At 58.0% G+C, this 25,828-nt stretch carries 24 protein-coding genes and 1 pseudogene; 9 read left to right on the plus strand and 16 right to left on the minus strand.

What is annotated here, in order from left to right:
• Positions 1–26: 26 nt before the first annotated feature.
• Positions 27–240 (plus strand): annotated as a pseudogene (locus tag ACR0JG_RS07620) (hypothetical protein); the annotation flags it as partial.
• Positions 241–384: 144 nt separating this feature from the next.
• Complete coding sequence (locus ACR0JG_RS07625; RefSeq protein WP_480568712.1) at positions 385–2,364, plus strand: bifunctional 2',3'-cyclic-nucleotide 2'-phosphodiesterase/3'-nucleotidase; 1,980 nt, start codon at positions 385–387, stop codon at positions 2,362–2,364.
• A gap of 89 nt (positions 2,365–2,453) precedes the next feature.
• Here ACR0JG_RS07625 and ACR0JG_RS07630 read toward each other — a convergent pair whose 3' ends face one another.
• The 7 genes from ACR0JG_RS07630 to ACR0JG_RS07660 all read right to left on the minus strand — a co-directional run bounded on the left by ACR0JG_RS07630 (position 2,454) and on the right by ACR0JG_RS07660 (position 12,063).
• The gene (locus tag ACR0JG_RS07630; RefSeq protein ID WP_480568715.1) at positions 2,454–3,602 is read right to left on the minus strand and encodes an amidohydrolase; all 1,149 of its coding nucleotides are present in this window, start codon (positions 3,600–3,602) and stop codon (positions 2,454–2,456) included.
• A 108-nt stretch (positions 3,603–3,710) separates the two neighbouring features.
• Positions 3,711–4,727: a GlxA family transcriptional regulator gene (locus tag ACR0JG_RS07635; RefSeq protein WP_170394570.1), complete on the minus strand. Its 1,017-nt coding sequence runs from the start codon at positions 4,725–4,727 to the stop codon at positions 3,711–3,713.
• Positions 4,728–5,044: 317 nt separating this feature from the next.
• Positions 5,045–6,040, minus strand: coding sequence for a helix-turn-helix domain-containing protein (locus ACR0JG_RS07640; protein ID WP_480568718.1), 996 nt, complete (start codon positions 6,038–6,040; stop codon positions 5,045–5,047).
• A gap of 96 nt (positions 6,041–6,136) precedes the next feature.
• A complete protein-coding gene (gene gcvP / locus ACR0JG_RS07645) occupies positions 6,137–8,992 on the minus strand; it encodes an aminomethyl-transferring glycine dehydrogenase (protein ID WP_480568004.1) in 2,856 nt (951 codons plus the stop codon).
• Positions 8,993–9,103: 111 nt separating this feature from the next.
• Positions 9,104–9,469, minus strand: coding sequence for a glycine cleavage system protein GcvH (gcvH, locus tag ACR0JG_RS07650; RefSeq protein ID WP_170393732.1), 366 nt, complete (start codon positions 9,467–9,469; stop codon positions 9,104–9,106).
• 17 nt (positions 9,470–9,486) lie between these two features.
• A complete protein-coding gene (gcvT, locus tag ACR0JG_RS07655) occupies positions 9,487–10,584 on the minus strand; it encodes a glycine cleavage system aminomethyltransferase GcvT (RefSeq protein WP_480568721.1) in 1,098 nt (365 codons plus the stop codon).
• A 291-nt stretch (positions 10,585–10,875) separates the two neighbouring features.
• The gene (locus ACR0JG_RS07660; protein ID WP_480568724.1) at positions 10,876–12,063 is read right to left on the minus strand and encodes a Zn-dependent hydrolase; all 1,188 of its coding nucleotides are present in this window, start codon (positions 12,061–12,063) and stop codon (positions 10,876–10,878) included.
• Positions 12,064–12,192: 129 nt separating this feature from the next.
• On the opposite strand from ACR0JG_RS07660, the gene ACR0JG_RS07665 reads away from it, so the two are divergent.
• Genes ACR0JG_RS07665 through ACR0JG_RS07680 form a run of 4 tightly spaced genes read left to right on the plus strand, consistent with a single transcriptional unit; the run spans position 12,193 to position 15,684 of the window.
• On the plus strand, positions 12,193–12,843 hold the full coding sequence (locus ACR0JG_RS07665; RefSeq protein ID WP_170513888.1) for a histidine phosphatase family protein: 651 nt from the start codon (positions 12,193–12,195) through the stop codon (positions 12,841–12,843).
• A gap of 10 nt (positions 12,844–12,853) precedes the next feature.
• Entirely contained in the window at positions 12,854–13,468 is a 615-nt protein-coding gene (locus ACR0JG_RS07670; RefSeq protein WP_170426208.1) for a glutathione S-transferase family protein, read from the plus strand.
• 14 nt (positions 13,469–13,482) lie between these two features.
• Positions 13,483–14,538, plus strand: coding sequence for a saccharopine dehydrogenase (locus ACR0JG_RS07675; RefSeq protein ID WP_170408473.1), 1,056 nt, complete (start codon positions 13,483–13,485; stop codon positions 14,536–14,538).
• Positions 14,539–14,541: 3 nt separating this feature from the next.
• Positions 14,542–15,684, plus strand: coding sequence for a saccharopine dehydrogenase family protein (locus tag ACR0JG_RS07680; RefSeq protein ID WP_480568727.1), 1,143 nt, complete (start codon positions 14,542–14,544; stop codon positions 15,682–15,684).
• 66 nt (positions 15,685–15,750) lie between these two features.
• Here the strand turns inward: ACR0JG_RS07680 and ACR0JG_RS07685 are convergent, their stop codons facing one another.
• The 4 genes from ACR0JG_RS07685 to ACR0JG_RS07700 form a co-directional block, all read right to left on the minus strand.
• Complete coding sequence (locus ACR0JG_RS07685; protein ID WP_223117180.1) at positions 15,751–15,951, minus strand: DUF1127 domain-containing protein; 201 nt, start codon at positions 15,949–15,951, stop codon at positions 15,751–15,753.
• A 57-nt stretch (positions 15,952–16,008) separates the two neighbouring features.
• Positions 16,009–16,245, minus strand: a complete 237-nt coding sequence (locus tag ACR0JG_RS07690; RefSeq protein ID WP_480568730.1) for a DUF1127 domain-containing protein — start codon at positions 16,243–16,245, stop codon at positions 16,009–16,011.
• Between the two features lie 130 nt (positions 16,246–16,375).
• Complete coding sequence (locus tag ACR0JG_RS07695; RefSeq protein WP_170408475.1) at positions 16,376–16,693, minus strand: DUF3775 domain-containing protein; 318 nt, start codon at positions 16,691–16,693, stop codon at positions 16,376–16,378.
• Positions 16,694–16,780: 87 nt separating this feature from the next.
• Positions 16,781–17,551, minus strand: coding sequence for a DUF1365 domain-containing protein (locus ACR0JG_RS07700; RefSeq protein WP_170802569.1), 771 nt, complete (start codon positions 17,549–17,551; stop codon positions 16,781–16,783).
• Between the two features lie 147 nt (positions 17,552–17,698).
• Here ACR0JG_RS07700 and ACR0JG_RS07705 point away from each other — a divergent pair, with 147 nt between their 5' ends.
• The 3 genes from ACR0JG_RS07705 to ACR0JG_RS07715 all read left to right on the plus strand — a co-directional run bounded on the left by ACR0JG_RS07705 (position 17,699) and on the right by ACR0JG_RS07715 (position 19,470).
• On the plus strand, positions 17,699–18,355 hold the full coding sequence (locus ACR0JG_RS07705) for a sigma-70 family RNA polymerase sigma factor (protein ID WP_170408600.1): 657 nt from the start codon (positions 17,699–17,701) through the stop codon (positions 18,353–18,355).
• Between the two features lie 10 nt (positions 18,356–18,365).
• Positions 18,366–19,016, plus strand: coding sequence for a ChrR family anti-sigma-E factor (locus tag ACR0JG_RS07710; RefSeq protein WP_170408477.1), 651 nt, complete (start codon positions 18,366–18,368; stop codon positions 19,014–19,016).
• A gap of 112 nt (positions 19,017–19,128) precedes the next feature.
• Positions 19,129–19,470 (plus strand): hypothetical protein, encoded by a 342-nt coding sequence (locus ACR0JG_RS07715; RefSeq protein WP_255611950.1) that lies wholly within the window; start codon positions 19,129–19,131, stop codon positions 19,468–19,470.
• A gap of 3 nt (positions 19,471–19,473) precedes the next feature.
• Here ACR0JG_RS07715 and ACR0JG_RS07720 read toward each other — a convergent pair whose 3' ends face one another.
• From ACR0JG_RS07720 to ACR0JG_RS07740, 5 genes are all read right to left on the minus strand, one after another.
• Positions 19,474–20,703 carry a DNA recombination protein RmuC gene (locus ACR0JG_RS07720; protein WP_170426200.1) on the minus strand — a complete coding sequence of 410 codons (1,230 nt, stop codon included), beginning with the start codon at positions 20,701–20,703 and terminating at the stop codon, positions 19,474–19,476.
• A gap of 52 nt (positions 20,704–20,755) precedes the next feature.
• A complete protein-coding gene (gene mutL, locus ACR0JG_RS07725) occupies positions 20,756–22,606 on the minus strand; it encodes a DNA mismatch repair endonuclease MutL (RefSeq protein WP_480568733.1) in 1,851 nt (616 codons plus the stop codon).
• Positions 22,607–22,889: 283 nt separating this feature from the next.
• Entirely contained in the window at positions 22,890–23,819 is a 930-nt protein-coding gene (locus ACR0JG_RS07730; protein WP_170426196.1) for a metal ABC transporter permease, read from the minus strand.
• Positions 23,816–25,021, minus strand: a complete 1,206-nt coding sequence (locus tag ACR0JG_RS07735) for a metal ABC transporter permease (protein ID WP_170626787.1) — start codon at positions 25,019–25,021, stop codon at positions 23,816–23,818. Before ACR0JG_RS07735 ends, ACR0JG_RS07730 begins: the two co-directional genes overlap by 4 nt.
• Positions 25,022–25,023: 2 nt before the next feature.
• Positions 25,024–25,827, minus strand: coding sequence for a metal ABC transporter ATP-binding protein (locus ACR0JG_RS07740; protein ID WP_480568736.1), 804 nt, complete (start codon positions 25,825–25,827; stop codon positions 25,024–25,026).
• Position 25,828 lies beyond the last annotated feature (1 nt).

Below are 25,828 nucleotides of genomic sequence, written 5' to 3' on the forward strand. Positions count from 1 at the left end.
GTGCCGCTCCTGCCGATTATGGTCCGCGCAAGACCCCGGTCAAATATGACAAGCGTCGGTACAGACGGCAAAACCGCATCGAGATCATATCCGATAGGCTTAAGGGTCTAATGCGCGTTGCGACGCGCTTTGACCGCTGTCTGTCACTCAGCCATCGCTCTCGCGGAAACCGCCATCCATCGGTTGGAAGGCCTGACGATGGGGGCAGTTCGCTGCAATCGCCTTTGGTGCGTAAAGTGACTTGGACTGTGCAATTCAATACAATAGGCTTTTAGGATCCTACCCCCAAGTTCGACATGTTTGATGCAAAGATCTTCACTGTCATACCCTTGTTGTGAAAAGCATCCAGAACACGCGTCGATCCACAAACCTGAGAGGTGCCTTATGTCCTATTCCAATCGTAGTTTGATTTCGCGCCGTCAGTTTCTTGCCACTACGACCGCCAGCGCAGCTGCCATCACCTTGCATCCCTTTTCGGCGGCGGCGGCCAACAATCAGGCGCATCTGAGGATCATGGAAACCACTGACATCCATGTTCACGTGTTCCCATACGATTACTATGCGGACAAACCGCGCGATACTGTCGGACTGTCGCGGACCGCTTCGATCATCAATGAGATTCGTTCCGAGGCGACAAATTCGCTGCTCGTCGATAATGGAGATTTTCTGCAAGGCAATCCGATGGGCGATTACATCGCCTATGAGCGTGGCATGAAAGAAGGCGACAGCCATCCGATCATCACTGCCTTCAATACTGTTGGTTATGACGCTGCCACTTTGGGCAATCACGAGTTCAACTATGGTCTAGATTTCCTTGAAAAGGCGCTTGCTGGTGCAGAATTCCCTGTTGTTCTGGCCAATGTTGCAAAAGAGACTGGGGCGTCCCCCCGCGATGATACGACTCTGGTAAAGCCCTATGCCATCCTTGAGCGTGAGGTTGAAATGGGGGATGGCAGCAAGCATCCGATCAAGATTGGTGTCATCGGTTTCACGCCACCGCAGATCATGAACTGGGATCGCAAGCATCTGGAAGGCAACGTGCAGGCGCGTGACATAGTCGAAACGGCGCAGGCTTACGTACCCGAGATGCAAGAACAAGGGTGCGACCTGATCATCGCCTTGTCGCATTCCGGCATTGGGGATGCGGATCACGCTGATGGAATGGAAAATGCTTCAGTCGTTTTGGCAGGGGTCGATGGCATCGACGCGCTGGTGACCGGGCACAATCACCTCGTATTCCCGTCCGCTACCTTTGCTGATCGTCCCGGCATTGATGTCGACAAGGGGACCTTGATGGGCAAACCGGCGGTGATGGGCGGATTTTGGGGGTCACATCTTGGCCTGCTGGACCTGCTGCTTGAGCGCGACGGAAACGAATGGCGGGTTGTGACGACAACGTCCGAGGCGCGCCCGATTTCAAAGCGAAACGAAGACCGTTCGATCACCGCACTTGTTGGCGACGATCAGAAAGTGCTGGACTCGGTGGCGAAAGATCACGACGAAACACTGGCCTATGTGCGCCGCGCGGTCGGCAAGACTTCGGCTCCGCTGCACAGCTACTTCGCGTTAGTTGCGGATGACCCATCGGTGCAAATCGTCTCGAACGCGCAGAAATGGTACGTCGAAGAGATGATGAAGGGCACCGAACATGAAGGTCTGCCCATTCTATCGGCTGCAGCGCCGTTCAAGGCCGGGGGTCGCGGCGGCCCGGACTATTACACAGATGTTCCGGTGGGCGATGTTGCGATCAAAAACGTAGCTGATCTTTACCTGTATCCCAATACCGTGCGCGCGGTACGCGTGAACGGTGCTCAGGTTCGGGGTTGGTTGGAACGCTCGGCGGGTATGTTCAACCAGATCGAGGCGGGATCCGAGGATGCGATTTTGCTAAACCCGGACTTCCCTTCCTACAATTTCGACGTGATGGACGGTGTGACCTACCAGATCGACTTATCGCAACCGTCGCGCTTTGGACCCAAGGGGGAAGAGATCAACCCGGATGCAGCCCGTATCGTAGATTTGGCCTTCAACGGTGAGGCGGTCACGGATGACATGGAGTTCATCATTGCCACCAACAACTATCGTGCTTCGGGCGGCGGCTCTTTCCCGGGCGCAATGGGTGATACCGTCGTGTTCGAAGCCCCTGACACCAACCGCGACGTGATCGTGCGGTATATCGTCGAGCAAGGAACAATCGATCCCAAGGCCGATGCAAACTGGTCGTTCGCGCCGCTTTCTGACACTACCGTGTTGTTTGAAACTGGTCCAAAAGCGCGCGACTACATGGGCGAAGTCAAAGGCGTCACCATCGAGGATGCCGGTGAAGGCGCTGATGGGTTTGCGGCATTCCGCATCAGGCTCTAGCAAGGGTAAGGTCCAAATTATAGTGTGAGCGGCCGTCTTAGATCATTCATCTGACGGCCGTTCGAAGGTGCTATGTTGCTGGGCCCCGTTCAGTCTTCGTCTTGAAGCGGAAGCCTATCGCGCACGAGATTTGCCCAGAATTCCGCGCCGATCGGCAGTAACGCATCGTTGAAATCGTAGTCGTTCGAATGCAGCGGTTGACCGTTGGGGCCGGATTCACCGTTGCCCAATAGGATAAAGCAGCCGGGTACGGCTTTGCAAAAATGCGCGAAATCCTCTGAAAAGCTCATCGGTTGACGATTGGGAAGTGTGTCCAGCCCGGATAGCTGCGCGACGCGGATGGCAGCCTCGGTCGGGGTCGGTGCGTTGACTGTTTCGATGAATTCGGTTTTGAAATCCACTTGGACTTCGACGCCATGGGCGGATGCGATGCCATGTGCAATCTTGCGCATGTGTTCTTCGATCTTGTTTCGATCTTCAGGGCTGCGAGCCCGCGCATCACCCTTTAGCGTTGCCGTTCCAGGTAGAACGTTGCGCTGCCCGTCGGTCAGAAATTCGGTCACTGACACAACCGCCCCGGCGCCCGGGGCCAGCTTGCGTGCGACAATTGTCTGAAGCGCCAGAACGATTTCTGCCCCCACGGTTAGCGCATCACGTCCAGACTGCGGCATGGACGCATGGCCGCCTTGCCCATTGATCGTAATTTCGAAAAGGCTTTCCGATGTGCATATTAAACCGGTTCGGGTCGACATCTGCCCGACGGGTGCCCCGGGCAGGTTATGTATGGCGTAGACTTCTTCGATTGGAAATCGCGTCAGGACATCTTCGTCCAGCATCGCTTTGGCCCCCAGGCCAAGCTCTTCATTCGGTTGAAACAGGAACACCACCGTGCCGCTGAAACCGGGATCCGAGGACAAAGTCTTTGCTGCGCCCAACAGCATCGTCATGTGACCATCATGGCCACAGGCGTGCATAATGCCGGTATTTTGTGACACGTAATCATGATCGCTGGCTTCCTGAATGGGTAGCGCGTCCATATCTGCGCGTAATCCGATCGCGCGGTTGCCTTGACCGGCCCTGAGGATACCCACCACGCCCACGCCTTCATGAACTTCAAGCCCGTATTGACGTAGCAGCGCCGCAACTTTGGCTTTGGTTTTCGTTTCATTGAAGCCCAATTCGGGGTGTCTGTGGAATGACCGCCTAAGTTGGCGAAGTTCGGGTTGGTTCAATTCCATGGCGGTTATTGTTCCCAGATTATAGGTGCTATCCGAGCGGGGCGAACTCGGACTCTAGCCCTGATTGGTAGAGTACGATGGCAGACGGGTCCACCGGCACGGCATCTCTCAATCGTTCTGTCCCGACCAGCCCCGCCTGAATGAAGTCGGCGCTGCGCCGTATCGTTTCTTGAACCGAACTGTCAGTTGGGTCGCGCTGCCAAAACCCGTGGCGGCCGCAATTTCAGCAACGGTCATTTCTGTTTCGCTTAGCAACGCGTAGGCGCGCGCCACACGCAACTCGATGTAGAATTGTACCGGGGAAACCTCGACATACTTTTGAAACAGCCGCTCCAACTGTCGGCGAGAAATCTGAACGATCTTGGCGATCTCAGAGATATCCAGAGGCTCTTCCAGATTCTCATGCATGATCTGGATGGCGTTGATCAGGTATTGGTTCCGACTGCCCAACGCGACAGAAAACGCGGATTTCTGGAGCGTTTTTTGATTGTTGGATCGTGAGTGGATGCACATGTCCGAGACGATGATGGCCAGATCCTTTCCGAAGTCGGTTTCAATCATGTCCAGTACCATGTCGGTTGCCGCGTTACCTCCACCGCAGGTCATCAGATCATTGTCAATCTCATACAGGTTAGCCGATGGTGTCAGGTGTTCGAAGTGTTCAACAAAGGCGGGTTGGTTTTCCCAATGCAGTGTGAACCTCTTGCCGGTCAGCATGCCTGCCTTGGCCAGCGTAAATGCGCCGGTACAAATTCCACCAAGCTTGCAGCCAAACGCTTTCTGACGGCTGATCCACGAAAGGATCGTTGAATTAATGCTTTCCGATGGTTCGATCCCTGAACACACAAACAATCTGGATGATCGCGGCAAATTATGCAGAGCCAAGTCAGCTGCTATTTCGACTCCATTGGAGCATCGAACAGGGTTCCCATCCTCAGAGATCAGAAACCACTTGTAGAGCTCTTTGTTGGTGACCTGATTGGCGATCCTCAGCGGTTCAACCGCTGCGCTAAAGGCAAGCATGGTGAGTTTCGGCAGCAACAGAAAATAGATCTCGTTGGATGATCCGTCATAATCGATGTCGAACGTCGCGGCCCCTTTCGGAACGAAATTCCTAGGTTTCATGCTCTCTTTTCCCAGTGCGGACCTGGATGGATAACCGGCCCGTACAATATCGTATCGATCGAAACACCAGCGTATCAACTTCGCAGATCACAAGCGAGTGGTCCTACGACAACAATTGGCCAGCGAGTAGCTGCGAGCTTGTCTGTAAGACGGCAATTGAGGATGTGGCCGGGTCATTAATTGAACCGGTGGCAAAGCATTGTTAACTGGACTAACAATCGTATCTGTCGTCAACCTCATGAATGGTGAATGCCAAAAGTTCAGGCCCAGTGTGGTATCAACCGCATTCGACTGCGCTGTCGATTCACACGATCAAGCTAAACAGCCTGAGTTTTGCCTTCAAATCGCCGATTTCGTACACTTTCAGGCGATGCATCATAGTGATCCCGGAACGCACGCACCAATGCACTTGTGGAAGAAAAGCCCGTAGCGGTCGCCACTTCAAGATAGGTCATCTCGGTAAATTGAAGCAGGCCATAGGCCCGTTCTAGGCGAAGTTCCCGATACGTTGTCAGCAGTTTTACACCCGTTCTGTCCAGAAACCGCCGCTGTAACTGGCGCGTTGATGTACCAAGCGCCATCGCAAGTTCCGGTATCCTAAGCGGATCCTCCAGATTGTTCTGCATCTTTTCAACAACCTGTCGCACCATTGGGTCGGCTTTTGAACGTCTGATCAGTCGAGCTGCCAGTTGGCTTGCGCATGTAGTTTGCCTGTCGGCCAACCCGATATAGCTGCGTACTGACTCGGCCAGATGCTCACCGTGATCAAAGGCAACAAAATCGGACAACAAACGCAACGTGCCCAATCTGGTTGATGCGCTATGGGTGCGGCTATCTGAGGACCAGTATGTACCCGAACCGACGTCGATCAGTCCAACCTCTTGCGCTGCGGCAGAAAAGTTGGGGTGAACCGATGCAATCCGCTCGGTTGCGCGACTAGTCTGGGCGAGAAGAAACACTGCACCGCCAACGAGAATTGATCGGTAGGACAGGTTCAATACTTGGGCGATCCAGGTTTTGTCCGACGGCGTCAGAGGCCAGCTTTTGTAGATATCCCCCCAGAAAATCGCGGTTCGCCCGGCCCAGTGCAAGGGTCCACCCGCCGCGCCGTCGGCAATGGTGCGGATATTTGTAATGTATGTATGGCCTTCGTTCAGTTCATTTAGGGCACAATAGAAATCAACCAGCATATCTGCCGATGCTTCCGCTTCGGCCTCGCAAAGAATGATCTCGATATGATGATCTCGTTTAGGTCTTGCCAACGTGGCTTCGGTCAAATGCGCATGGTCATTTGCAGGCACATAATGCTTCATTTCTCCTCCACCTTCTTTAGCGCTTCGGCCGCGAGCAATCGTTCCCGAACTCGGATTGAAACCCCCGCCAGTTGGCGGGGGTTTATTGATTGAGGTTTATTCAGCTGCGTCCATGTATTCGGTCATTGGCGGGCATGTGCAGATGAGGTTTCTGTCGCCGTATGCGTTGTCGACGCGGTTGACGGGGGACCAGTATTTGTCGACGCCCATGGAGCCTGGGGGGAAGCAGGCCTGTTCACGGGTGTAGGGACGGTCCCAGTCGCCGACCAGATCGCGCACCGTGTGGGGGGCGTTTTTCAGCGGGTTGTTTTCCGCGTCGATCTTGCCGTCGATGATGTCCTGTGCCTCGGAGCGGATGGACAGCATGGCGTCGCAGAAGCGGTCCAGCTCATCCATGGGTTCCGATTCCGTGGGCTCGACCATCAGGGTGCCGGCCACCGGCCAGGACATGGTGGGCGCGTGGAAGCCGCTGTCCACCAGACGTTTGGCAATGTCATCGACGCTGACATGGGCCGCCTCGTCCAGCGGGCGGGTGTCGAGGATGCATTCATGCGCCACGCGACCCGTTTCCGAGGTGTAGAGGATCGGGTAGGCATCCTTGAGCCGCGCCGCGATGTAGTTGGCGTTCAGGATCGCCACTTTCGTGGCCTGGGTCAGACCCGCGCCGCCCATCAGCAGCACATAGGCCCAGCTAACCGGCAAGATCGAGGGCGACCCAAAGGGCGCCGCCGAGACCGGACCCACGGCGGTGCCGTATTCCGGGTGGCCGGGCAGATGCTCGGTCAGATGCGCTTTGACGCCGATCGGACCCATGCCGGGGCCGCCGCCGCCATGGGGGATGCAGAAGGTCTTGTGCAGGTTCAGGTGGCTGACGTCACCGCCGATGTCTCCGGGACGCGACAGGCCGACCATGGCGTTCATGTTGGCGCCGTCGATATAGACCTGACCGCCGTGATCATGAGTGATCTGGCAGACCTCCTGCACGGTGGTCTCAAACACGCCATGGGTCGAGGGGTAGGTGATCATGCAGGCGGCCAGATGATCGGAGTGCTTTTCGGCCTTGGCGCGGAAGTCATTCAGATCAATGTTGCCCTTCTCATCCGCCTGCACAGGCACAACCTGCCAGCCCACCATCTGGGCCGAGGCCGGGTTGGTCCCATGCGCCGAGGTCGGGATCAGGCAGACATTGCGCTGCCCTTCGCCCCGGGCGAAGTGATAGTTGCGGATGGTCAAGAGGCCTGCGTACTCACCCTGCGCGCCCGAGTTGGGCTGCTGGCTGATCGCGTCATAGCCGGTGATCTGGCACAACTTGTCGTTCAGATCATCGATCATCTCATGATAGCCCTGCGCCTGATCTTCGGGGCAGAACGGGTGCAGGTTGCCGAACTCGGGCCAGGTGACCGGGATCATCTCGATCGTGGCGTTCAGCTTCATGGTGCACGAGCCCAGCGGGATCATCGCCCGGTCCAGCGCCAGGTCGCGGTCGGCCAGACGGCGCATGTAGCGCGTGATCTCGGCCTCGGCCCGGTTCTTGTGGAAGATCGGGTGGGTCAGGTACTCGCTTTCGCGCAGCGCGTAATCCGGCAGGCGATAGGCCACGTTCGAGCTGTCATCCTTGCGGTCGATGCCGAAGGCCCCCCAGACCGCCTCGATGGTCTCGGGCCGGGTCTGTTCGTCCAGGCTGATGCCCACTTTCGTGTCGCCGACCTTACGCAGGTTGACGCCCCGGGCCACAGCGGCCTCCATGACCGTTTTCTGCAGATGGCCAACCTCAACCGTGATCGTGTCGAAGAACACTTCCGGCTCCACAGCAAAGCCTGCCTCTTCCAGACCGGCAGCCATACGCGAGGTCTTGCGGTGCACCGATTGCGCGATGGCCTTGATGCCGTCGGGGCCGTGATACACGGCATACATCGAGGCAATCACCGCCAGCAGCGCCTGCGCCGTACAGACGTTCGAGTTGGCTTTCTCACGCCGGATGTGCTGTTCGCGGGTCTGCAGCGCCAGGCGGTAAGCCTTGTTGCCCCGGCTGTCGATGCTGACACCGATGATCCGGCCCGGCATCGAGCGCTTCAGCTTGTCGGTGGTCGCCATATACGCGGCGTGCGGGCCACCATAGCCCATCGGCACACCAAAGCGCTGGGTCGAGCCGATGGCGATATCCGCGCCCATCTCACCGGGCGACTTCAGCAGCGCCAGCGACAGGATATCGGCGGCGACGATGGCAATCGCCTTGTGTTCATGCAGGGCCGCAATCTCGGCGGTGAAGTCGCGCACATGGCCATGGGTGCCGGGGTACTGGAAGATGGCACCAAAGACCGCGCCCGCATCCAGCGTGTCCGGATCAGCCACCTGCACCTCGATGCCCAGAGGCTCGGCGCGCGTTTTAATCACCGCGATGGTCTGCGGGTGGCAGTTCTTGTCGACAAAGAAGGCCGCGTTGTTGGCCTTGGACCGACCGCCGCGCTTGGCCATGGCCATCGCTTCGGCGGCAGCTGTGGCTTCGTCCAGCAAGGACGCGTTGGCCACGTCCAGCCCGGTCAGGTCGCTGACCATGGTCTGGAAGTTCAGGAGCGCCTCAAGTCGGCCCTGGCTGATCTCGGGCTGGTAGGGCGTGTAAGCCGTGTACCAGGCCGGGTTTTCCAGAATGTTGCGCAGGATCGGCGCCGGCGTGGTGGTGCCATAATAGCCCTGACCGATCAGCGAAGTCAGAACCTTGTTCTTGCTCGCCACTTCTTTCATGTGAAAGAGCGCATCGCGCTCGGTCATCGCCGGACCCCAGTCCAGCGGCTCTTTCTGCCGGATCGCCGGCGGGACGGTGGCGTCGATCAGCTCGTCCAGCGTCTTGAAGCCGATCACCTTGAGCATGTCGCGCATCTCGGTCGGGCTGGGCCCGATATGGCGGCGGTTGGCGAAGTCATAGGCTTCGTAATCGGTCAGTTTGAAGGCCATGTGTGCGCTCCTCAAGGATAGGTCAGGCCCGGCGGAGACGGCAGGAGCCTCCGGCGGAAGTATTTGGAAACAGATGAAGGGGCGGGGCCGCGCACGGACCCGCCGCCTGAGTTAACCGATGAAGGCCTTGTAGCCGGCCTCGTCCATCAGGTCTTCGAGCTGCGAGGCGTCCGCGATCTTGATCTTGTAGATCCAGGCCTCGCCTTCGGGGTCTTCGTTCAGCGCGCCGGGATTGTCGGCCAGTGCCTCGTTCACCTCGGTGATCTCGCCGTCGACCGGTGCGTAAAGCTCGGACGCCGCCTTGACGGATTCAATCACGCCGATCTCGCCGCCTTTTTCGAACTCGTCGCCTGCTTCCTGCTGTTCCACGAACACCACGTCACCCAACTGCTCGGCGGCGTGTTTGGTGATGCCCAGCGTGGCGGTGTCGCCGTCAACGCTCAGCCATTCATGCTCTTCGGAATAATAGGTTGCCATGTCTCTCTCTCCTGACTTCAACGCTTGTAATTCTGTTTGACGAAGGGCAGCGCCACGATCTCAGCCGGTTGCGGCTTGCCCCGGATGATCAGGTTCACCTTCTCGCCCGGCTCGCCATGGCCTTTGCTCACATAGCCCATCGCCACCGGTCCACCCACCGTGGGGCCAAACACGCCCGAGGTGATCTGACCGATGCTGTTGCCCTCAAGGCACTGCACTTCCACGCCCTGACGCGCTGGCGCACGGCCTTCGGGCTTGATGCCCACCAGCTTGCGCGCGGGACCTTCGGCCAGTTCCTTCTGCACGCGGGCCGCGCCCGGGAAACCGCCCTCTTCCTTGCGGCGCTTTTGCATCGCCCAGCCCAGCGAGGCCTCGACCGGCGAGGTGCTCTGGTCGATGTCATTGCCATAAAGGCACAGACCTGCCTCAAGCCGCAGGCTGTCGCGCGCGCCCAGACCGGCCGCTTCGCAATCCTCATGCGCCAGGAAGGCTTTGGTGATCTCAATCGCCTTGTCCTCGGGGATCGAAATCTCGTAGCCATCCTCGCCGGTATAGCCCAGCCGCGAGATACGGCACTCAACACCGTTGATATCGGCCACCGTGGTTTCCATGAACTTTAGATCCCGCGCGGCGGGGCACAGTTCGCCCACAACGTTTTCCGCCGCAGGGCCCTGAACCGCCACCAGCGCGCGGTCGAAAATCTCGATCACTTCAACGCCTTCGAGGTGCTCACGCATATGCGGAATGTCCTGATGCCGCAGCGCCGCGTTCACCACCACAAAGTAATGATCGCCCGCATTCGACACGATCAGGTCATCCATGATCCCGCCTTCGGCATTGGTGAAAAACCCGTACCGCGCCTTGCCTTCCTTCAGCGTCGCATAAGCCTGCGGGCACAAAGCTTCCAGCTTCTCGCCCACATTCTCGCCCCGCAAAATCACCTGACCCATATGGCTCACATCAAACACCGCCGCCTTCTCACGGCACTGCTTATGCTCCCCCATAATCCCCAACGGATACTGAACAGGCATCTCCCAACCCGCAAAATCAACCAACTTACCCCCCAACTCAACATGCAAAGCGTGAAGAGGCGTGCGTTTTAAGGATGAAGTCATGGTGGCCACCTGCTTTGTATCAGTTACCCAGAAACGTTCCTGTCAGTCTGACCCAAGCTGCACAGATTGCAACGATTCAGCCCAGGATTTCAGCAGATCGCCTCGATCACGGCAGAACAGTATACGGGTGCATGCATCAATAATGTTCCTATAGGAAACTTTTTTCCGTTAGGCAACACTCCTTGTTCGGAGTCAGTAAAACTGTGCCGAGCACCCACCCATAGCTGGTGGACATCCCCGATAGTAACTTGGTTTAGCGTGGAAAATCGTGAAATGGTCTTCAACTTACCTTCATTCCTCAAGGGAATGGACTGCGCGATCAAGCACCCTGAGACCTGCAACCAAATCCTCTTCGGCTGTGTCTTCGGCAAAATCGTGGCTGATTCCGTCAATCGACGGGACAAAGAGCATCGCAACCGGCATCAGGCGCGAGACATTGGTGGCATCGTGGAGCGCTCCGGATGGCATATTGCTCCAACGCCCAGGCGCAATGGCCTGCGCGCCGCTTTCCAGCGCACCGCGCAAAACCGGGTCCATGCTGACGGGCTCTAACCCCAGCATCGGGCCGTAGGTTAGTGTTACGCCCTGCTCTTCGGCAATCTGCTGTGCGGTCGCGCGAATGATGTCTTCCATACGCACCAGACGCTCAGGATCGCCGTCGCGCCATTGCATCGAAAACCGCACCCGTCCCGGCACGATTGAGGACGCATTGGGGTGAACATCAACACGCCCGATGGTCCAGACGGTTTGCGGCGTGACCACATTACGGAACCGGTCATTGAGGCGCGTGTTGAACAGCGACAGGGCCTGAAACGCGTCACGTCGCAAATGCATTGGCGTGGTTCCAGCATGGTTTTGCTGGCCTTGGAAGGTGATGACCATATCGCGGATGCCGACGATATTGGTAACAACGCCGATCTCTTCACCGGCTGCATCCAGTGCCGGGCCCTGTTCGATGTGCATTTCGATGAAACCGCTGAACCGGACAGGATCAACAAAGCCTTGCGACTTCTTTGCCATTTCAGCCCGCGCGCTGCCAAAGGTGACGCCTGAGCCATCAGTCAGCACGTCCGCCTGTTCCAAAGATAATCCACCTGACCAGACCGCCGATCCGGTGGTGACGCCGAACCGCCCCTCTTCGTCCTGAAAACTGACGACCGAGATGGGTCGGTCACTGGAGCGCGCGATTTCCAGTGCCGCAATGACGCCCAGCGCTCCGTCCAGCCAACCGCCCTCGGGCTGGCTGTCGGAATGCGAGCCCATCAGCAATGATCGGCCTTCGGCCAACCCGAACATGTTTCCAACCGGATCGACATGCGGGGTCAGCCCAGCCTCGGCCATGCGCGCGGCGAGCCACTGGCGCGCGGCGATGTCAGCTTCGGAATAGGCGGGACGGATGACGCCCTTGCCGACGCCCGAAGCCCCGAATGAACGCAGCGTGTGCAGATCGGTCAGAAACCGTGTGTGATCGACAGCCATGGGTCCTCCTTGTCGGGGTGACCATAGCGGTAAACTTCGACTGATATAGGAGTTTTTTCGGGCCCGCGTGAAAGCCCTCTGGTCCCGGCCCCGAACCTGCCCTAAGACGTCAACGCAAGAGGGATCATCATGTCACATATCACATTAGTGCGCCACGGGCAGGCCAACACAACCGCACGGGATGAGCTGAGCTATGACCGGCTGAGCGAACTGGGTCACCAACAGGCCCGTTGGCTGGGCGCGCATTTGCGCGATACCCGCCTGCATTACCCTCGGGTTTATTGCGGCACACTCAACCGGCACGTGGAAACTGCGGCCAGCATGGGGCTGCCGCAGCCAACTCGGGATGCGCGGCTGAATGAGATCGAGTATTTCACCCTTGCCCAGTTATTCCAACAGCAGCACGGGGTTGAAATACCAACCGACCGCGAAGGCTTTGTCGAGCACTTGCCCCGCACCTTTGCCGCCTGGTCCCGGGGCGAGATCGAAGATACGCCGGAATCCTTTGAAGAGTTCGAGACTCGCGTTCGCGATGCTCTGCGTGAGATAGGCACCGAAGGCGGTCCGGCAATTGTCGTGACCTCGGGCGGGCTGATCTCGATGGTGGTGCGGCAGGCGATGGGCTTGGATATCCCATCGATGGCGCGGGTGGCGCTTGCCATCATGAACACGTCGATGCATCGTCTGCACCCGATTGGCGCGCAGTTAAGTCCGGTTCTGTTCAACGCAGTGCCCCATCTGGAAGCGCCAGACCGTCAGTTCGCGCAGACCCATCTGTAAGGAGGCTACAATGCAACTTTATTATGCCCCCCGCACAATCTCGGTCGCCGTGGCAATTGCGCTGGAAGAGGCCGGGCTTGAGTATGAGGCCATCCAACTGGACTTTGCCGGAGGTGAGCAAACCAAACCCGCCTATAAGCAGATCAATCCAAAAGGTCGGGTCCCGGCACTGGTTGTGGATGGCGGCATTCTGACCGAAACCGGAGCGTTGTTGGAATACATTGCCGCTAAAGCGCCCGAGGCGGGATTGGTGCCATCAGATTCGGTTATGGCGGCGCGGATGCGAGAGGTGATGTTTTATCTCGCCTCGACCATGCATGTGAACCATGCCCACAAGATGCGCGGGCCCCGTTGGGCAGACAAGAAATCCAGCTGGAAAGACATGAAGGACAAAGTCGCGCAAAACATGACTGAGTCCTGCGCATATATCTCGTCGAACGGGTTGCGTGGGCCGTTTGTTTTGGGCGAGGCGTTCTCGCTGGCCGACGCGTACCTGTACGTGGTTTGCAGCTGGCTGGAGGGCGACGGTGTTGACGTCTCGGCCTTTCCAAAGATCATCGCCTTCCGAGAAGCGATGGAGGCGCGTCCCTCGGTACAGGCGGTACGCGCTGCCGGTATGCTCTGACAAAAGGAATTGGAATGACACATCTCTGGGTCCGGGCAGAACAGCGCCCGAACGAGGAACGGGTCGGGCTGACCCCCGAAGGCACTGCCGCGTTGATCGCGGCAGGCATCCGCGTGACGGTCGAGGAAAGTTCCGTCCGCGCCATCGCAATTGATGGCTACAAGGACGCGGGCTGTGAAATCGCGGCTGAGAATTCCTGGCCCAATGCCCCGCTGGACGCGATCATCTTTGGCCTCAAGGAGCTGCCCGAGGACGGCACGCCCCTGCCCCACCGCCATATCATGTTCGGCCATGCCTATAAGGGGCAACATGCAGGACGCGCGCTTTTGCAGCGGTTCAAGGCTGGCGGCGGCACACTTTATGATCTGGAGTATCTGGTCGAGGAAAACGGCCGCCGGGTTGCCGCTTTCGGCTATTGGGCTGGGTACGCGGGGGCTGCCGTGACGCTCAAGACATGGGCGGCCCAGCAACGAAATGAAGAATGCCCGCCGGTTGGTGTTTATAAGAACAAAGACACGTTGAACGCCGAATTGCTGGCCGAGCTGGACTCCACCGGCGCCGACCGTCCCCGCGCCATCGTCATCGGTGCGTTGGGCCGTGTTGGCACAGGCGCGGCTGATCTCTGCGAGGCAATGGGCGTCAGCGTTACCAAGTGGGACATGGCCGAAACCGCCCGCGGCGGACCATTCCCAGAAATCCTCGACCACGACCTGTTCCTGAACTGTATCTTCGCTCGTCCCGGCACACCGGTCTTTGTCCCACGGTCAGCGCTGACCACCTCGCGGAACCTTACAGCTATCGGCGATGTGGCCTGCGACCCGGATAGCGATTACAACCCGGTGCCGGTCTATGACCGCGCGACCACATGGGATGCCCCCGCCTTGCGCGTGGCCACCGATCCGGTGATGGATGTTATGGCGATCGACAACCTGCCGTCGATGCTGCCTGTCGAAAGTTCCGAGGACTACGCGGCGCAATTACTTCCGTCGTTGTTGACCCTCACCGATCTGGATAGCGGCGTCTGGGGCCGGGCAGAAGCAACTTACAAAACTCATATTGAAGGGATCTGAGCGATGACGATTCACTGGTGCGGCACCGGCCTGTCGGCCATCCCCGGCCTGCGCCGTCTTATTGAAGGCGGGCACAAAGTCACTGTCTGGAACCGGACCATTGAGAAGGCCAAGACAGAGGTCGGTGACCTCACCGACGACATCCGCGCCTTCGACATCGACGCATTGGGTGCGGTGCTGGAAAAAGGTGATGCCATCGTATCGATGCTGCCTGGTGACTGGCATGTACCTTTGGCAGAATTGGCAATCTCGAAAGAAGCCAACTTTGTCTCTTCCTCATATATCGCACCTGAGATGCGCGCGCTGGACGGCAAGGCCCGCGAGGCCGGGGTTGCACTGGTTAACGAAGTTGGGTTGGACCCGGGCATCGACCATCTGATGGCGCATGCGCTGGTTGCCGATTACCGCGCCTCGGACGCGTTTGATCCGCAAAACCACCTGAGCTTTATCTCTTATTGCGGAGGCGTTCCCAAGAATCCCAACCCGTTCCGCTACAAATTCAGCTGGTCGCCTCTGGGTGTGCTCAAGGCGCTGCGCTCTCCTTCCAAGTCAATCCGGGACTACGCGCCGCTGGATGTCGCCCGACCTTGGGACGCGATCACCAGCTACATCGCACCGCTGCCCACTCCGGAAAGCTTCGAAGTCTACCCGAACCGCGACTCGATCCCCTTCAAGGCCGAGTACCAGTTCGAGGATCACTGGCCGGTCAAGCAATTTGTCCGTGGCACCCTGCGCCTGAACGGCTGGGCTGAGGCGTGGTCGGATGTGTTCACCGAAATCGAAACGCTGTCCGGCCCCGAAGGCGATGCGCGCTTGAAAGAGATGTCGGATCAGTTCTGGGCCGAGAACGCCTATGACGAGGGCGAGCCTGACCGCGTGGTTTTATGTGTGGGCCTGAAGGCGGAAAAGGACGGCGTCGAAGTTTGGCACAAAACCTATGTCATGGATGCCTGGGGCGACGCGCGCGGGACGGCGATGGCGCGGCTGGTTTCGATCCCGGTTTCACTGGCCGTCGAGGCCGTGCTGAACCGCGCTATTCCCGCAGGAGTTCACGCTGCACCCAGCGACCCGAAGCTGGTGCAGGACTGGATGCACGAGATCGACAAGCTGGCGCAGCACCTGCAGATCGTGGACCACACGGCCTAAATCACAAACAGCCGCTCCGGTATCTTCGGAGCGGCTGCGTTCTTAATGCGGCTTAACCCGCCATCGTCAGATGTATTGCGCAATCACCGCTTCAACATCGCAGCGATTGATGCCCAGTTCTGACAGATCGGAATCAGAAAGCCGGTTCAGTTCCTGGGCGGCACAAACGATATCCGCCCTGATCGCGTGTATTCTCATCGCCCGGTCAAACAGCATCAATGCGCTTTTTGAAGGGGTTTGTTTCGGGATTGGGTTGGCATCCAGCATACTTGTTACCTCAGCAAAATTTACAATGGACCGCTGTCCGTACAGCGCCGGAAAGGCTTAAACGCCGTTCAGATAGGGTATGTTCTGATAGACGTTTCGATATACGCGCCGCCTGATCTCACCACGCGGAATGCCGATATCAAAAAGCTGACGATCGCTGAGTACTTCAAGCGCCCGGATCGTGTTCTTGTAGACCTTGCGGCGCTGCCATCCTGACTTTGGCACTGTTTGGTTCACAAGTTGGCCAAAAAGCAGATCCCGATGATCTGCTCCGGTTGCATTGACATGTGCCATGACGGTTCCTCCTAGATTCATCGCTGTGTTTGATGAACCTGATCAAAGAACTCGACATTAACCCCGACGGAAGGCCGCATTAATTTTGCTTCATACGCTAGGATAAGCTGACCCGTCGCCAGATCACCGACTACATCAGATCGTTTTCAACGTCCTCGGCTGAAATACCCAGCGCGTCCAAACCGTTTTCCAGATGGTCCGACAAATGCGGTGTTCCGATCAGATAATCCGCGCAAGGCGTCGAGGCTTCGGACTTAGCCGTCGCAATCGCTTCGGCCAAATCCTCGGCAAAAAAGCTTTCTCGACCGATCCACATGACGGCCACCAGTTCTGCTTGCTCATCCTCACCCATACGGTCGATGAATGCGCGCAATTCGCCCTCGGCCCGGTCCAGTTCACGCCCCATCATGGCGACCTGGGCGATCTTTCTTGCCGAGATTTCCAACATCTGTCTCAACTCCTCGTGTTCGCGGTCCAGGCATTTCTGCACGATCCCGCAGGTGACCGTCTTTGATCTTGCGCAAAGCGGAGGGCTTTAGTGCCGCGACCGGGATACAGGCTGATCGGGAACCGGCGCGGTACGAAACGGGCTGAACCGCGCCCGTTTGAACCACAGCTTCACCGCCTGCCAGTGGATCAGAAACACCGCCCGGCGCGCGCCGAACGGACGCCGCCAGAGAGACTTTAGAATGATCCGGTTGCTGTACGGCTGGCGCGGACCGGTCAGCGTGGCAATCAAACCGCCTCGGGCACGCCCATAATCGATCCAGACACCAACACGTTCGTCCTGATAGTCAAAGCGGAAGGTATAGGTGCCCTCGATCTTCTGAAACGGAGAGACATGCATCAGCTTGTCCGCAAGTATCCGATCGGTAGGTGCAATCGGTGAAAGATCGGGTTTGTGGCACAAGTAGCTATGGCGTGTGCCATAAGTGTTGGTCACCTCGGCCACCACAGCATAAAGCTGGTTATCTTTATCAAAACAGAACCAGAAACTGACCGGATTGAACACATGCCCTAACACACGGGGTTGTGTCAGCAAGGTCATCCTGTCCGGTTGTGGAATATCTTGCGCCTCAAAGCACTCACGCAGCCAGATCGCCCCGCGACCCTGACCAGGTTCACCCCCATGATCGCAATCTCGCCAGCTTGTCAGGTTCGCGCCATTGATCGAAAACAGGGATGGGGTCTTGGGGTGGGCCTCGGGGTCTAGCAAGATGTAATCGACGGAATAGCGAAACGCATTCTCGACCGCACCTTTGCGCCCGTGAAAGGTATGGCCCGCGATATAATCAATTCTGTTCATGAAACAGATTTTCCGCCCTGCCCGCAAATCATTCAATTGACATGCATTTCCGCATATCTGGTATCTCACAGTACGATATTCAGCCGGTTTTGGATGAAATTTATCCAACCGACTGATCCACCTTGGGTGTCCCCACGTAATGTGGTTATGTTTACCGAGACTGACACCGCGACATTGGACGAACCGGCGGCAGAAGCTGCTGGAAGAATCGTTTGGCGCGGACCTAAGCGTTTTAAGGGCAACTCGGTGAACGGACAGAATAATACTTGTGGCGCCAGAAAGGATTGGGTCGAACACGTCCGTCGAATCCGAGACGCTCAGGATCAGGCGGCCTTCGCCGAACTTTTTCAGCATTTCGCGCCTCGTATCAAGGCGTTCCTGATCAAGTCCGGTTCGGATGCCGCCCTGGCTGAAGAATGCGCGCAGGAGGTCATGGCGACCTTGTGGCACAAGGCTCATCTGTTTGACCCGACAAGGGCAACGGTTGCGACCTGGGTGTTCACGATCGCAAGGAACAAGCGCATTGACGTATTGCGCAAGCAACGCCGCCCCGAACCCGAAGACCTCGGGTGGGGGCCGGAGGCGGAGCCGGAACAGGAAGACGTTCTAGCTCTGCAACAGGAAACCGCGCAGCTGCGTGATGCCATGGCGGCATTACCTGAGGCGCAAAGACAGCTGATCGAGAAGGCCTACTTCGGAGATCTGAGCCATCGAGAAATCGCATCTCAGACCGGGTTGCCCTTGGGAACGATCAAATCACGGATACGGCTGGCGCTGGACCGCTTGCGCCACGCGATGAACTGAGATGACGAGCATGAAAAACGAGATTAAACATCACCTGACAGACGACCTGCTGATGGCCTATGCCGCAGGCAATCTGCCCGAAGCGTTTGACCTGATGGTCGCAACGCATCTGTCTCTGTGCGACCACTGCCGCGCCCGCGCTGAAAGCTTTGACGCAGTTGGCGGATGCGTTTTGCAGGAACAAGATGCGTCAGCAAGCATGAGTGACGGCTCACTGGCGGCAACAATGGCATTGATTGCTCAGGGCGCACCAAAGGTGAAACCCGCGCACCCGTCTTGTGCAGTTCTTCCGACACCGCTGCAGGACTATGTCGGCGGCGACGTGAACGCGATCAAATGGAAGCCCGTCGGCATGGGTGTCAAACAGGCAATCCTGCCCACGACCAGCGAAGCCACCGCCCGGTTGTTGTTTATCCCCGCCGGGGCAGCGGTGCCGGATCACAGCCATAAAGGCATAGAACTGACGATGGTCCTGCAGGGTGCATTCTCTGACGAGATCGACCGCTTCGACCGCGGCGATGTCGAAATCGCTGACCAGTCTATCCATCATACCCCTACGGCAGATATCTCTGAAGACTGCATTTGCCTGGCCGTCACTGATGCTCCACTGAAGTTCAGCAAGCTGATGCCGCGCCTGTTCCAGCCATTCCTTCGAATCTGATCCGTTGTGGTAGGGTTGTTTATCGACGCTAACTAAATCGGGGTTTTCAATGTTCTTAAGGATGGCAGTCACAGCGCTTTTGCTGACTTTTGGGGCCAGCGTTTCCGCACAGATGTCCGCAGACGTTAAATTCCAACCGGGCAATTTCGGCACGATGGTGAACGGTACTGTCACCGGCGACGAATATTTCGACTATAAACTCGGAGCCAAGGCTGGGCAGGAGATGTTCGCCGACCTTAAGGTCAGTGACACCAATGGCAACGGCGTGATCTATTTCAACATCTTGCCGCCGGATAGCGACGGCGTCGCAATTTACAACGGCTCAATCGATGGAAATACCGCCCGGATCGAGCTTCCCGATGATGGCGACTACACCATACGTGTTTATCTGATGGGTAACGATCGCGACACAGGCAAGACGGTTGGTTACAATTTGGACCTGTCGATCCAATAACGCTTACCCTTCGGTTTTGCCCAGCGGCACGACGTTTGTTTGGTCATCCGGCGCAAGCTCTTCGAAATCGAAATTATCCAACCGTTGCGCCCGGCGACCCGCCTTTTCCGCGCTGATCTTGATTTCCGAGATATCCTTTGCAGCCTGCCCGAAATGACGGTCGAGGTTCGACACCCGGTCGCCTAAACGTTCCACATCCTTATGCAGCAGCCCCAATTCCTTGCGGATCGCACCGGCCTGTTCGCGCATGCGCGCATCTTTAAGGATCGCCCGCATGGTGTTCAGCGTCGCCATGCAAGTTGTGGGTGAAACGATCCAAACGCGTTTCGAGAAACTCTCTTGCACCAATTCAGGGAACTTGGCGTGCAGCTCGGCATAGACTGCCTCAGAGGGCAGAAACATCAGCGCACCATCTGCAGTTTCACCGTCTAGAATGTACTTCTCGGCAATATCGTTGATGTGCTTACGCACGGTACTGCGGAACATTTGTACCGCTGCTTTCAGCTCCATATCATTGGTCGATCCGATCAGCGCCTCATAGGCTTCCAGCGGAAACTTGCTGTCGATCACGATCGGTCCGGGAGGGTTCGGCAGGTTGATCAGGCAATCAGCGCGCCGTCCGTTCGATAACGTGGCCTGCAGCTGAAAACTATCTGATGGCAGCGCCTTTGAAACGATATCGTTCAGCTGGATTTCCCCGAAAGCCCCGCGCGTCTGCTTGTTCGACAGAATATCCTGCAATGACAGCACGTCGCCTGAAAGCTTGGTGATATTGTCCTGCGCCTTGTCGATGGCTGCCAGACGTTCCTGCAATTGCGTCAGCGAGGTCGCCGTCTGTTTCGACGAACCATGCAGCGATTCCTTCATCCGCTCCTGCATCTCAGCCAGGGCGCGTGCCGATTTCATCGCGTTATCCGCCAGCCGGTCATTCATCTGCTGTTGCACCGATGACAGGCGGGATTCAACGGTCTGGATCACCTGCACCTGCGCGTTGGCTTGCGTGTCCGAGACATGCTGTAGGCCACCCCGCAGTTGTTCCTGCCCCTGGCCCAGTTGCTGCACATGCTGCCCAAGGTGCGCCATCTGCCGGGCCAGCGGCTCCGCCATCCGAGCTGAACGCTGTGACGCTCGAAGTGACAGAAACAGAAGCAGCAGAATCAATACCACCACCCCGCCTGCTATCAGGATGATAGGGTCATTCAACGCATATTGGGTGCCAGCAATCTCGATCATGATGCCTCGGATGTTCTTGTTTTATTCTTCATAGCCCGAGCGGGCCAGCGGATCAACTGCGGCCGAACAGGCGTTCGATATCGCTCAGCTTCAGTTCCACATAAGTTGGCCGCCCGTGGTTGCACTGCCCGGAATGGGGCGTCGCCTCCATCTCACGCAGCAGGGCATTCATCTCTTCGGCCCGCATCCAACGGCCAGACCGAACCGAGCCATGGCAGGCCACGCGGCTCAGGATCGCCTCGATCCGCGCTTGCACCATCTGGCTTTCGCCCTGATCGGCAAGCTCATCAAGGATATCGAGGATCATCGCGCGGGCATCGACCTCGCCAAGAATGGCCGGAGTTTCGCGCACGGCGATTGCTCCGCCACCAAAGGATTCGATGGTCAATCCAAAGCGCGACAGGTCCTCTGCAACGGCCATCAGACGTGCGCAGTCACCGTCTGTCAGTTCGACGATTTCGGGGATCAACAACGCTTGTGCGGCAACGCCATTTTCGGCCATCTGGGACTTGAGCTTTTCGTAAACCAGCCGTTCATGTGCAGCGTGTTGATCCACGATCACCATGCCGTCTGCCGTTTGGGCGATGATGTAATTCTCGTGCACCTGCCCGCGCGCCGCCCCCAAGGGCAGGTCTTGCGGCTCATCCACCGGTGCAGTTTCGGGCACCGGTTCCATGATGCGTCCGCTATAGTCCTGCGACAGTTCCGCAAAGCCCGGAGACTGCGCCCGATAGGCCGCCTGACGCGCCGCGGGTGACGGGCGATCCATTTGATACACCCGCGCCGGGGTTGCAGGTGCGAGCTCGGGCCGCATCGCACCCAAGGTTGCGTTGGCCACGGTCGAAGATGCCCGGTGCCCGGCCTCGGCCAACGCGTGACGCAGGCTGGACACGATCAAGCCACGCGCGAGGCCCGGATCGCGGAACCGAACCTCGGATTTTGCCGGATGTACATTCACATCCACCAGCGTTGGATCGCAATCTATGAACAGCGCCGCCGCCGGATGCCGGTCGCGGCTGAGGAAATCGAAATAGGCCGCTCGCAGCGCACCGGTCAGCATCTTGTCCCGCACGGGTCGCCCATTGACGAACAGATACTGCGCCACTGCAGCCCCGCGCGAATAGGTCGGCAGCGCGGCATAGCCATAAAGCCTGAGCACTTCGCGTGTGGCATCGATCTGCAAAGCATTCTCAGCGAACTCACGGCCAAGAACGCGCGCCAATCGGGCATGCAGCGCATCAAACAGATCGCCATTCTCGCGGTCGGCGCGGAAGGTCACGCGCCCCTCTCCCCCGCCCGAGACATCGCGCAGGGTGAACGCGACCGAAGGCTCGGCCATCGCCAAACGTTTCACAATGTCTGAAATCGCCTGCGCCTCGGCCCGGTCCGTGCGCATGAACTTCAGCCGTGCCGGGGTGGCGTAAAACAGGTCTCGCAACTCAACCACAGTCCCAGCGCGCAAGGCTGCTGGCTTCACTGCATCCATTTTGCCACCGGACACCTGGATCGAGGCCGCATCAGCACCCGAGACACGGCTGGTGATGGTCAAACGCCCGACAGCCCCCAGCGAGGGCAGTGCTTCACCGCGAAATCCAAATGTGTGGATATTCAACAGATCTGACCCGTCGATCTTCGATGTCGCATGGCGCGACAGCGCCAGAGGCAAATCCCCCGCTGCGATCCCACACCCATCATCGGTGACACGAATCAGGGTCTTGCCGCCATCCGCGACCTCAATAGCGATACGTGTGGCCCCGGCATCGATGGCGTTTTCGACCAGTTCCTTGACGGCAGAAGCAGGCCGTTCCACGACTTCACCCGCTGCAATCCGGTTGATCGCTGCGTCGTCAAGCTGTCGAATGACCGGCCGATCGTCGCTGATATTGGGGTTAGCATACACCATACCGCTAGACCTAGCATATGTGCACGCGATTCGACCACTGGTTTGAATTGTGAAGAGCGGGCTTTAAACGAGGTATCCGGCCAGTTTGACCGCGCCGTTAAGGGGGTAGCGACTAAGGTCAGAACTGGCCGGATATACCAGAGTGAGTGGTGGTCTTGTGGTTTCCAATTGAAAGTTTGGTATCACCGAAAATGGAATAAATCTTGTTAAGAATTCGTGATTGTTTCCACTTGGCGAAGTTCAGCCGAAACTGCGTGATGGGCGTTGGCGTGAATACGCCAAGTCAAGCCTGACTGGGCGCTCCGCTGCGGGTTCGGCATGGGCCAAAAGCAGCGGTCAGCGCCAGAATCAGGCCTGATATCGTGGCGATCATTCCAGCGGCGCTGACAGCATCCGCAGCCCCCAACCACAATGGGCCATAGCCCGCTAAAACATAACCGGACACGGCGGAAAGGGTTGCGAACAGGACACTCCAGACGATCTGGACTTCCAACCGGTTGGTCATCATCCGTGCCGCAGCTGGCGGGCAGATGAACATTGCAATCACGATGATCGAACCCACTGCATCAAATGCCGCGACAGCAGCAATCGCAGCTATGATCACCAGAGCCATCCCTAACGCACCAGTGCGGATACCAATTGTGCGCGCAAAGCCTTCATCGAAGGTCGATATCTTGAGCGGTCGCCAGAACAACCACGTGAACAGCAAGACCCCCGTCAGTGTCAGCGCAATGCGCGGCAATTCAGGTGGCAACCCTGCCAATGCCTGTAGATCCAGCAGCGACGACCAGTCCGTTGCATCCAGCCAGATCAAGCTTTCCAGATTGCCGTAAAGCGCATGTTCAACGTCCAAATGGACGGTCGAAGTGTCAGTCTGCTCAAGCAGTAGGACACCACCGGCGAACATGGTCGTGAATACGACACCCATCGCTGCCCCCGGCTCGATCTGACCCAATCGCCGGATCGCTTCGATCATAACCACGGCGACCACAGCAGCCCCTGCTGCGCCAAGCATCATCGGCCATGTTGAAATTGCGCCTGTCAGCAGAAACGCGACGACAATACCGGGCAACACCACATGGCTGATCGCGTCGCCAATCAGCGCTTGCTTGCGCAGCACCAGAAAGTTACCGGGCAGAGCACATGCGATGGCCGCGAATGTCCCAATCAACAAAGGCGTCAGCGACAGGGGTACGAACTCTTCTCCGCTCATGGCGTGACCTCCTGCGGGCCGCCGATACGGCGATCGATCTCGGCGATCTGATCGCGAGTCAGCACAGTCTCGATATCGCGCAGCCCATCGTACAGCGCCGCAGTGGCCTCATGCGCCTGATCCGCGCGGACGATCTCCCACCGCTTTTCGTCTCGTAGGGCCTTGGCCGCACGCGCCCTCCCTTCCTCCGTTGCAACTCCATCGGCGCGCACAAGGCCGGTGCGGCGTAACAGGCGAATGGTTAGGGGTTCATAGATTTGCTGCCCCTGCGCCAGTGCCAGCAGTCCCTGCCGAATGTGCACTCGACGCTGGAACCGAAGGTGGCTGAGAATAGCTGCCAACACACCCCGAACCGGCGCGAGCAGGAGCGACAAGGCAAAGAACCCAAAACTGACCAGAACGATGATCGGTCCGGTCGGCAGGTTCGGAGCCGAGGCCGAAACACCTGCCCCCAGATACCCTGCAAGACCTCCGGCCAAACCGGCCAGAACGACCACGCGGTCGGATCGCTCCGTCCAGAACCGCGCTGTCACAGGCGGGATGATCAGCAGAGCAACAATCAGGATCAGACCAACGATCTTTAACCCGACCACGGTCACCGCCATCACGAGCCCCATCATCGCCAGATCAATCCGATGCACGGGCAACCCGCGCGCGGCGGCATATTCAGGATCGAAGGCGACCATCGTCATCGGGCGGCGGATGATCATCACCAGCACCAAAGTTGCCGCGCCCCCGATCGCGATGACCAGAGCATCCGCCCACAGCATCCCCGCAGTAGAACCCAGCAAGAATCCTTCCAATCCTGCCTGGCGTCCAACCCCCATGGTTTGAATAACCGTCAGCAGTACGACACCAAAACCGAAGAACACCGATAACACTGCGCCGATCGCTGCATCTTCTGCCAAACGTGTGCGACTGGTCAGCCAGTTCATACAGAGCAAACCAACCCATGCGGATATTGCCGAACCTGCAAGTAGTCCGATCAAGTTACGCCCATCACCACCGAGGGCCACCAGCACCATGAAGGCAAGGCAAACGCCCGGTAGGGTCGCGTGGCTGATGGCATCGCTAACCAGCGCGCGTTTACGCAGGAATAAGAACGTGCCCGTCACACCTGCCGAAACGCCCAGTAACGTCGCACCAATGGCAACCAGCGTGGCGTTATAGCCAAGCTGTAAGGTCAAAGCCTCCCAAAGCATGATTACCCCAGCGCGCGCGAAATCTGATCGATTTGAGCCGTTGCAAGACGTCCGCCATAAGCGGTTTGCAGCGTTTCAGCGGTAAAGGCCTGTGCAACCGGACCTTCGGCCACTTTGCGGGTGTTGATCAGGAACACATGATCGAAATAGTCGGTGACCGTGGCCAGATCGTGATGCACTACAACAACGGTCTTGCCAGCCTCTTTCAACGATTTCAGCACGGCGATGATCGCCTTTTCAGTCGCGGCGTCCACGCCTGCAAAAGGTTCGTCCAACAAATACATGTCGGCATCCTGTGCCAAAGCGCGCGCAAGAAAGACCCTCTGTTGCTGACCACCAGAAAGCTGCCCGATCTGACGGTTGGCAAATTCCCGCATCCCGACACGGTGCAGACAGTCCATGGCACGGGCGGTATGGCGGGCACGAACACGACCCAGCAGGCCCAATTGACGCGACAAGCCCATCAGCACCACATCAATCACGCGCGTCGGGAAATCCCAGTCCACGCTGGCGCGCTGTGGTACATAGGCGATGCGTGCCCGCTGGTCCTCGAGCGGCTGACCAAACACGGTCACCTGACCCGACAACGGAGACACGATCCCCAAAGCAGCCTTTAGCAAGGTTGATTTGCCCGCCCCATTTGGCCCGATAATTGCCGTCATGGCGCCGGGCTGCACCGTCATATCGACCGAGAAGACTGCGGGTTTCTGACCGTACGAGACGGTCAAACCCCGTATGGCGAGAGGACAGAGATCAATGTCCTGCCCTTCGATAGAAACCCCTTGAACTGTGGCGAGTTCAATCATG

It is taken from the genome of Ruegeria sp. AD5, assembly GCF_056542345.1.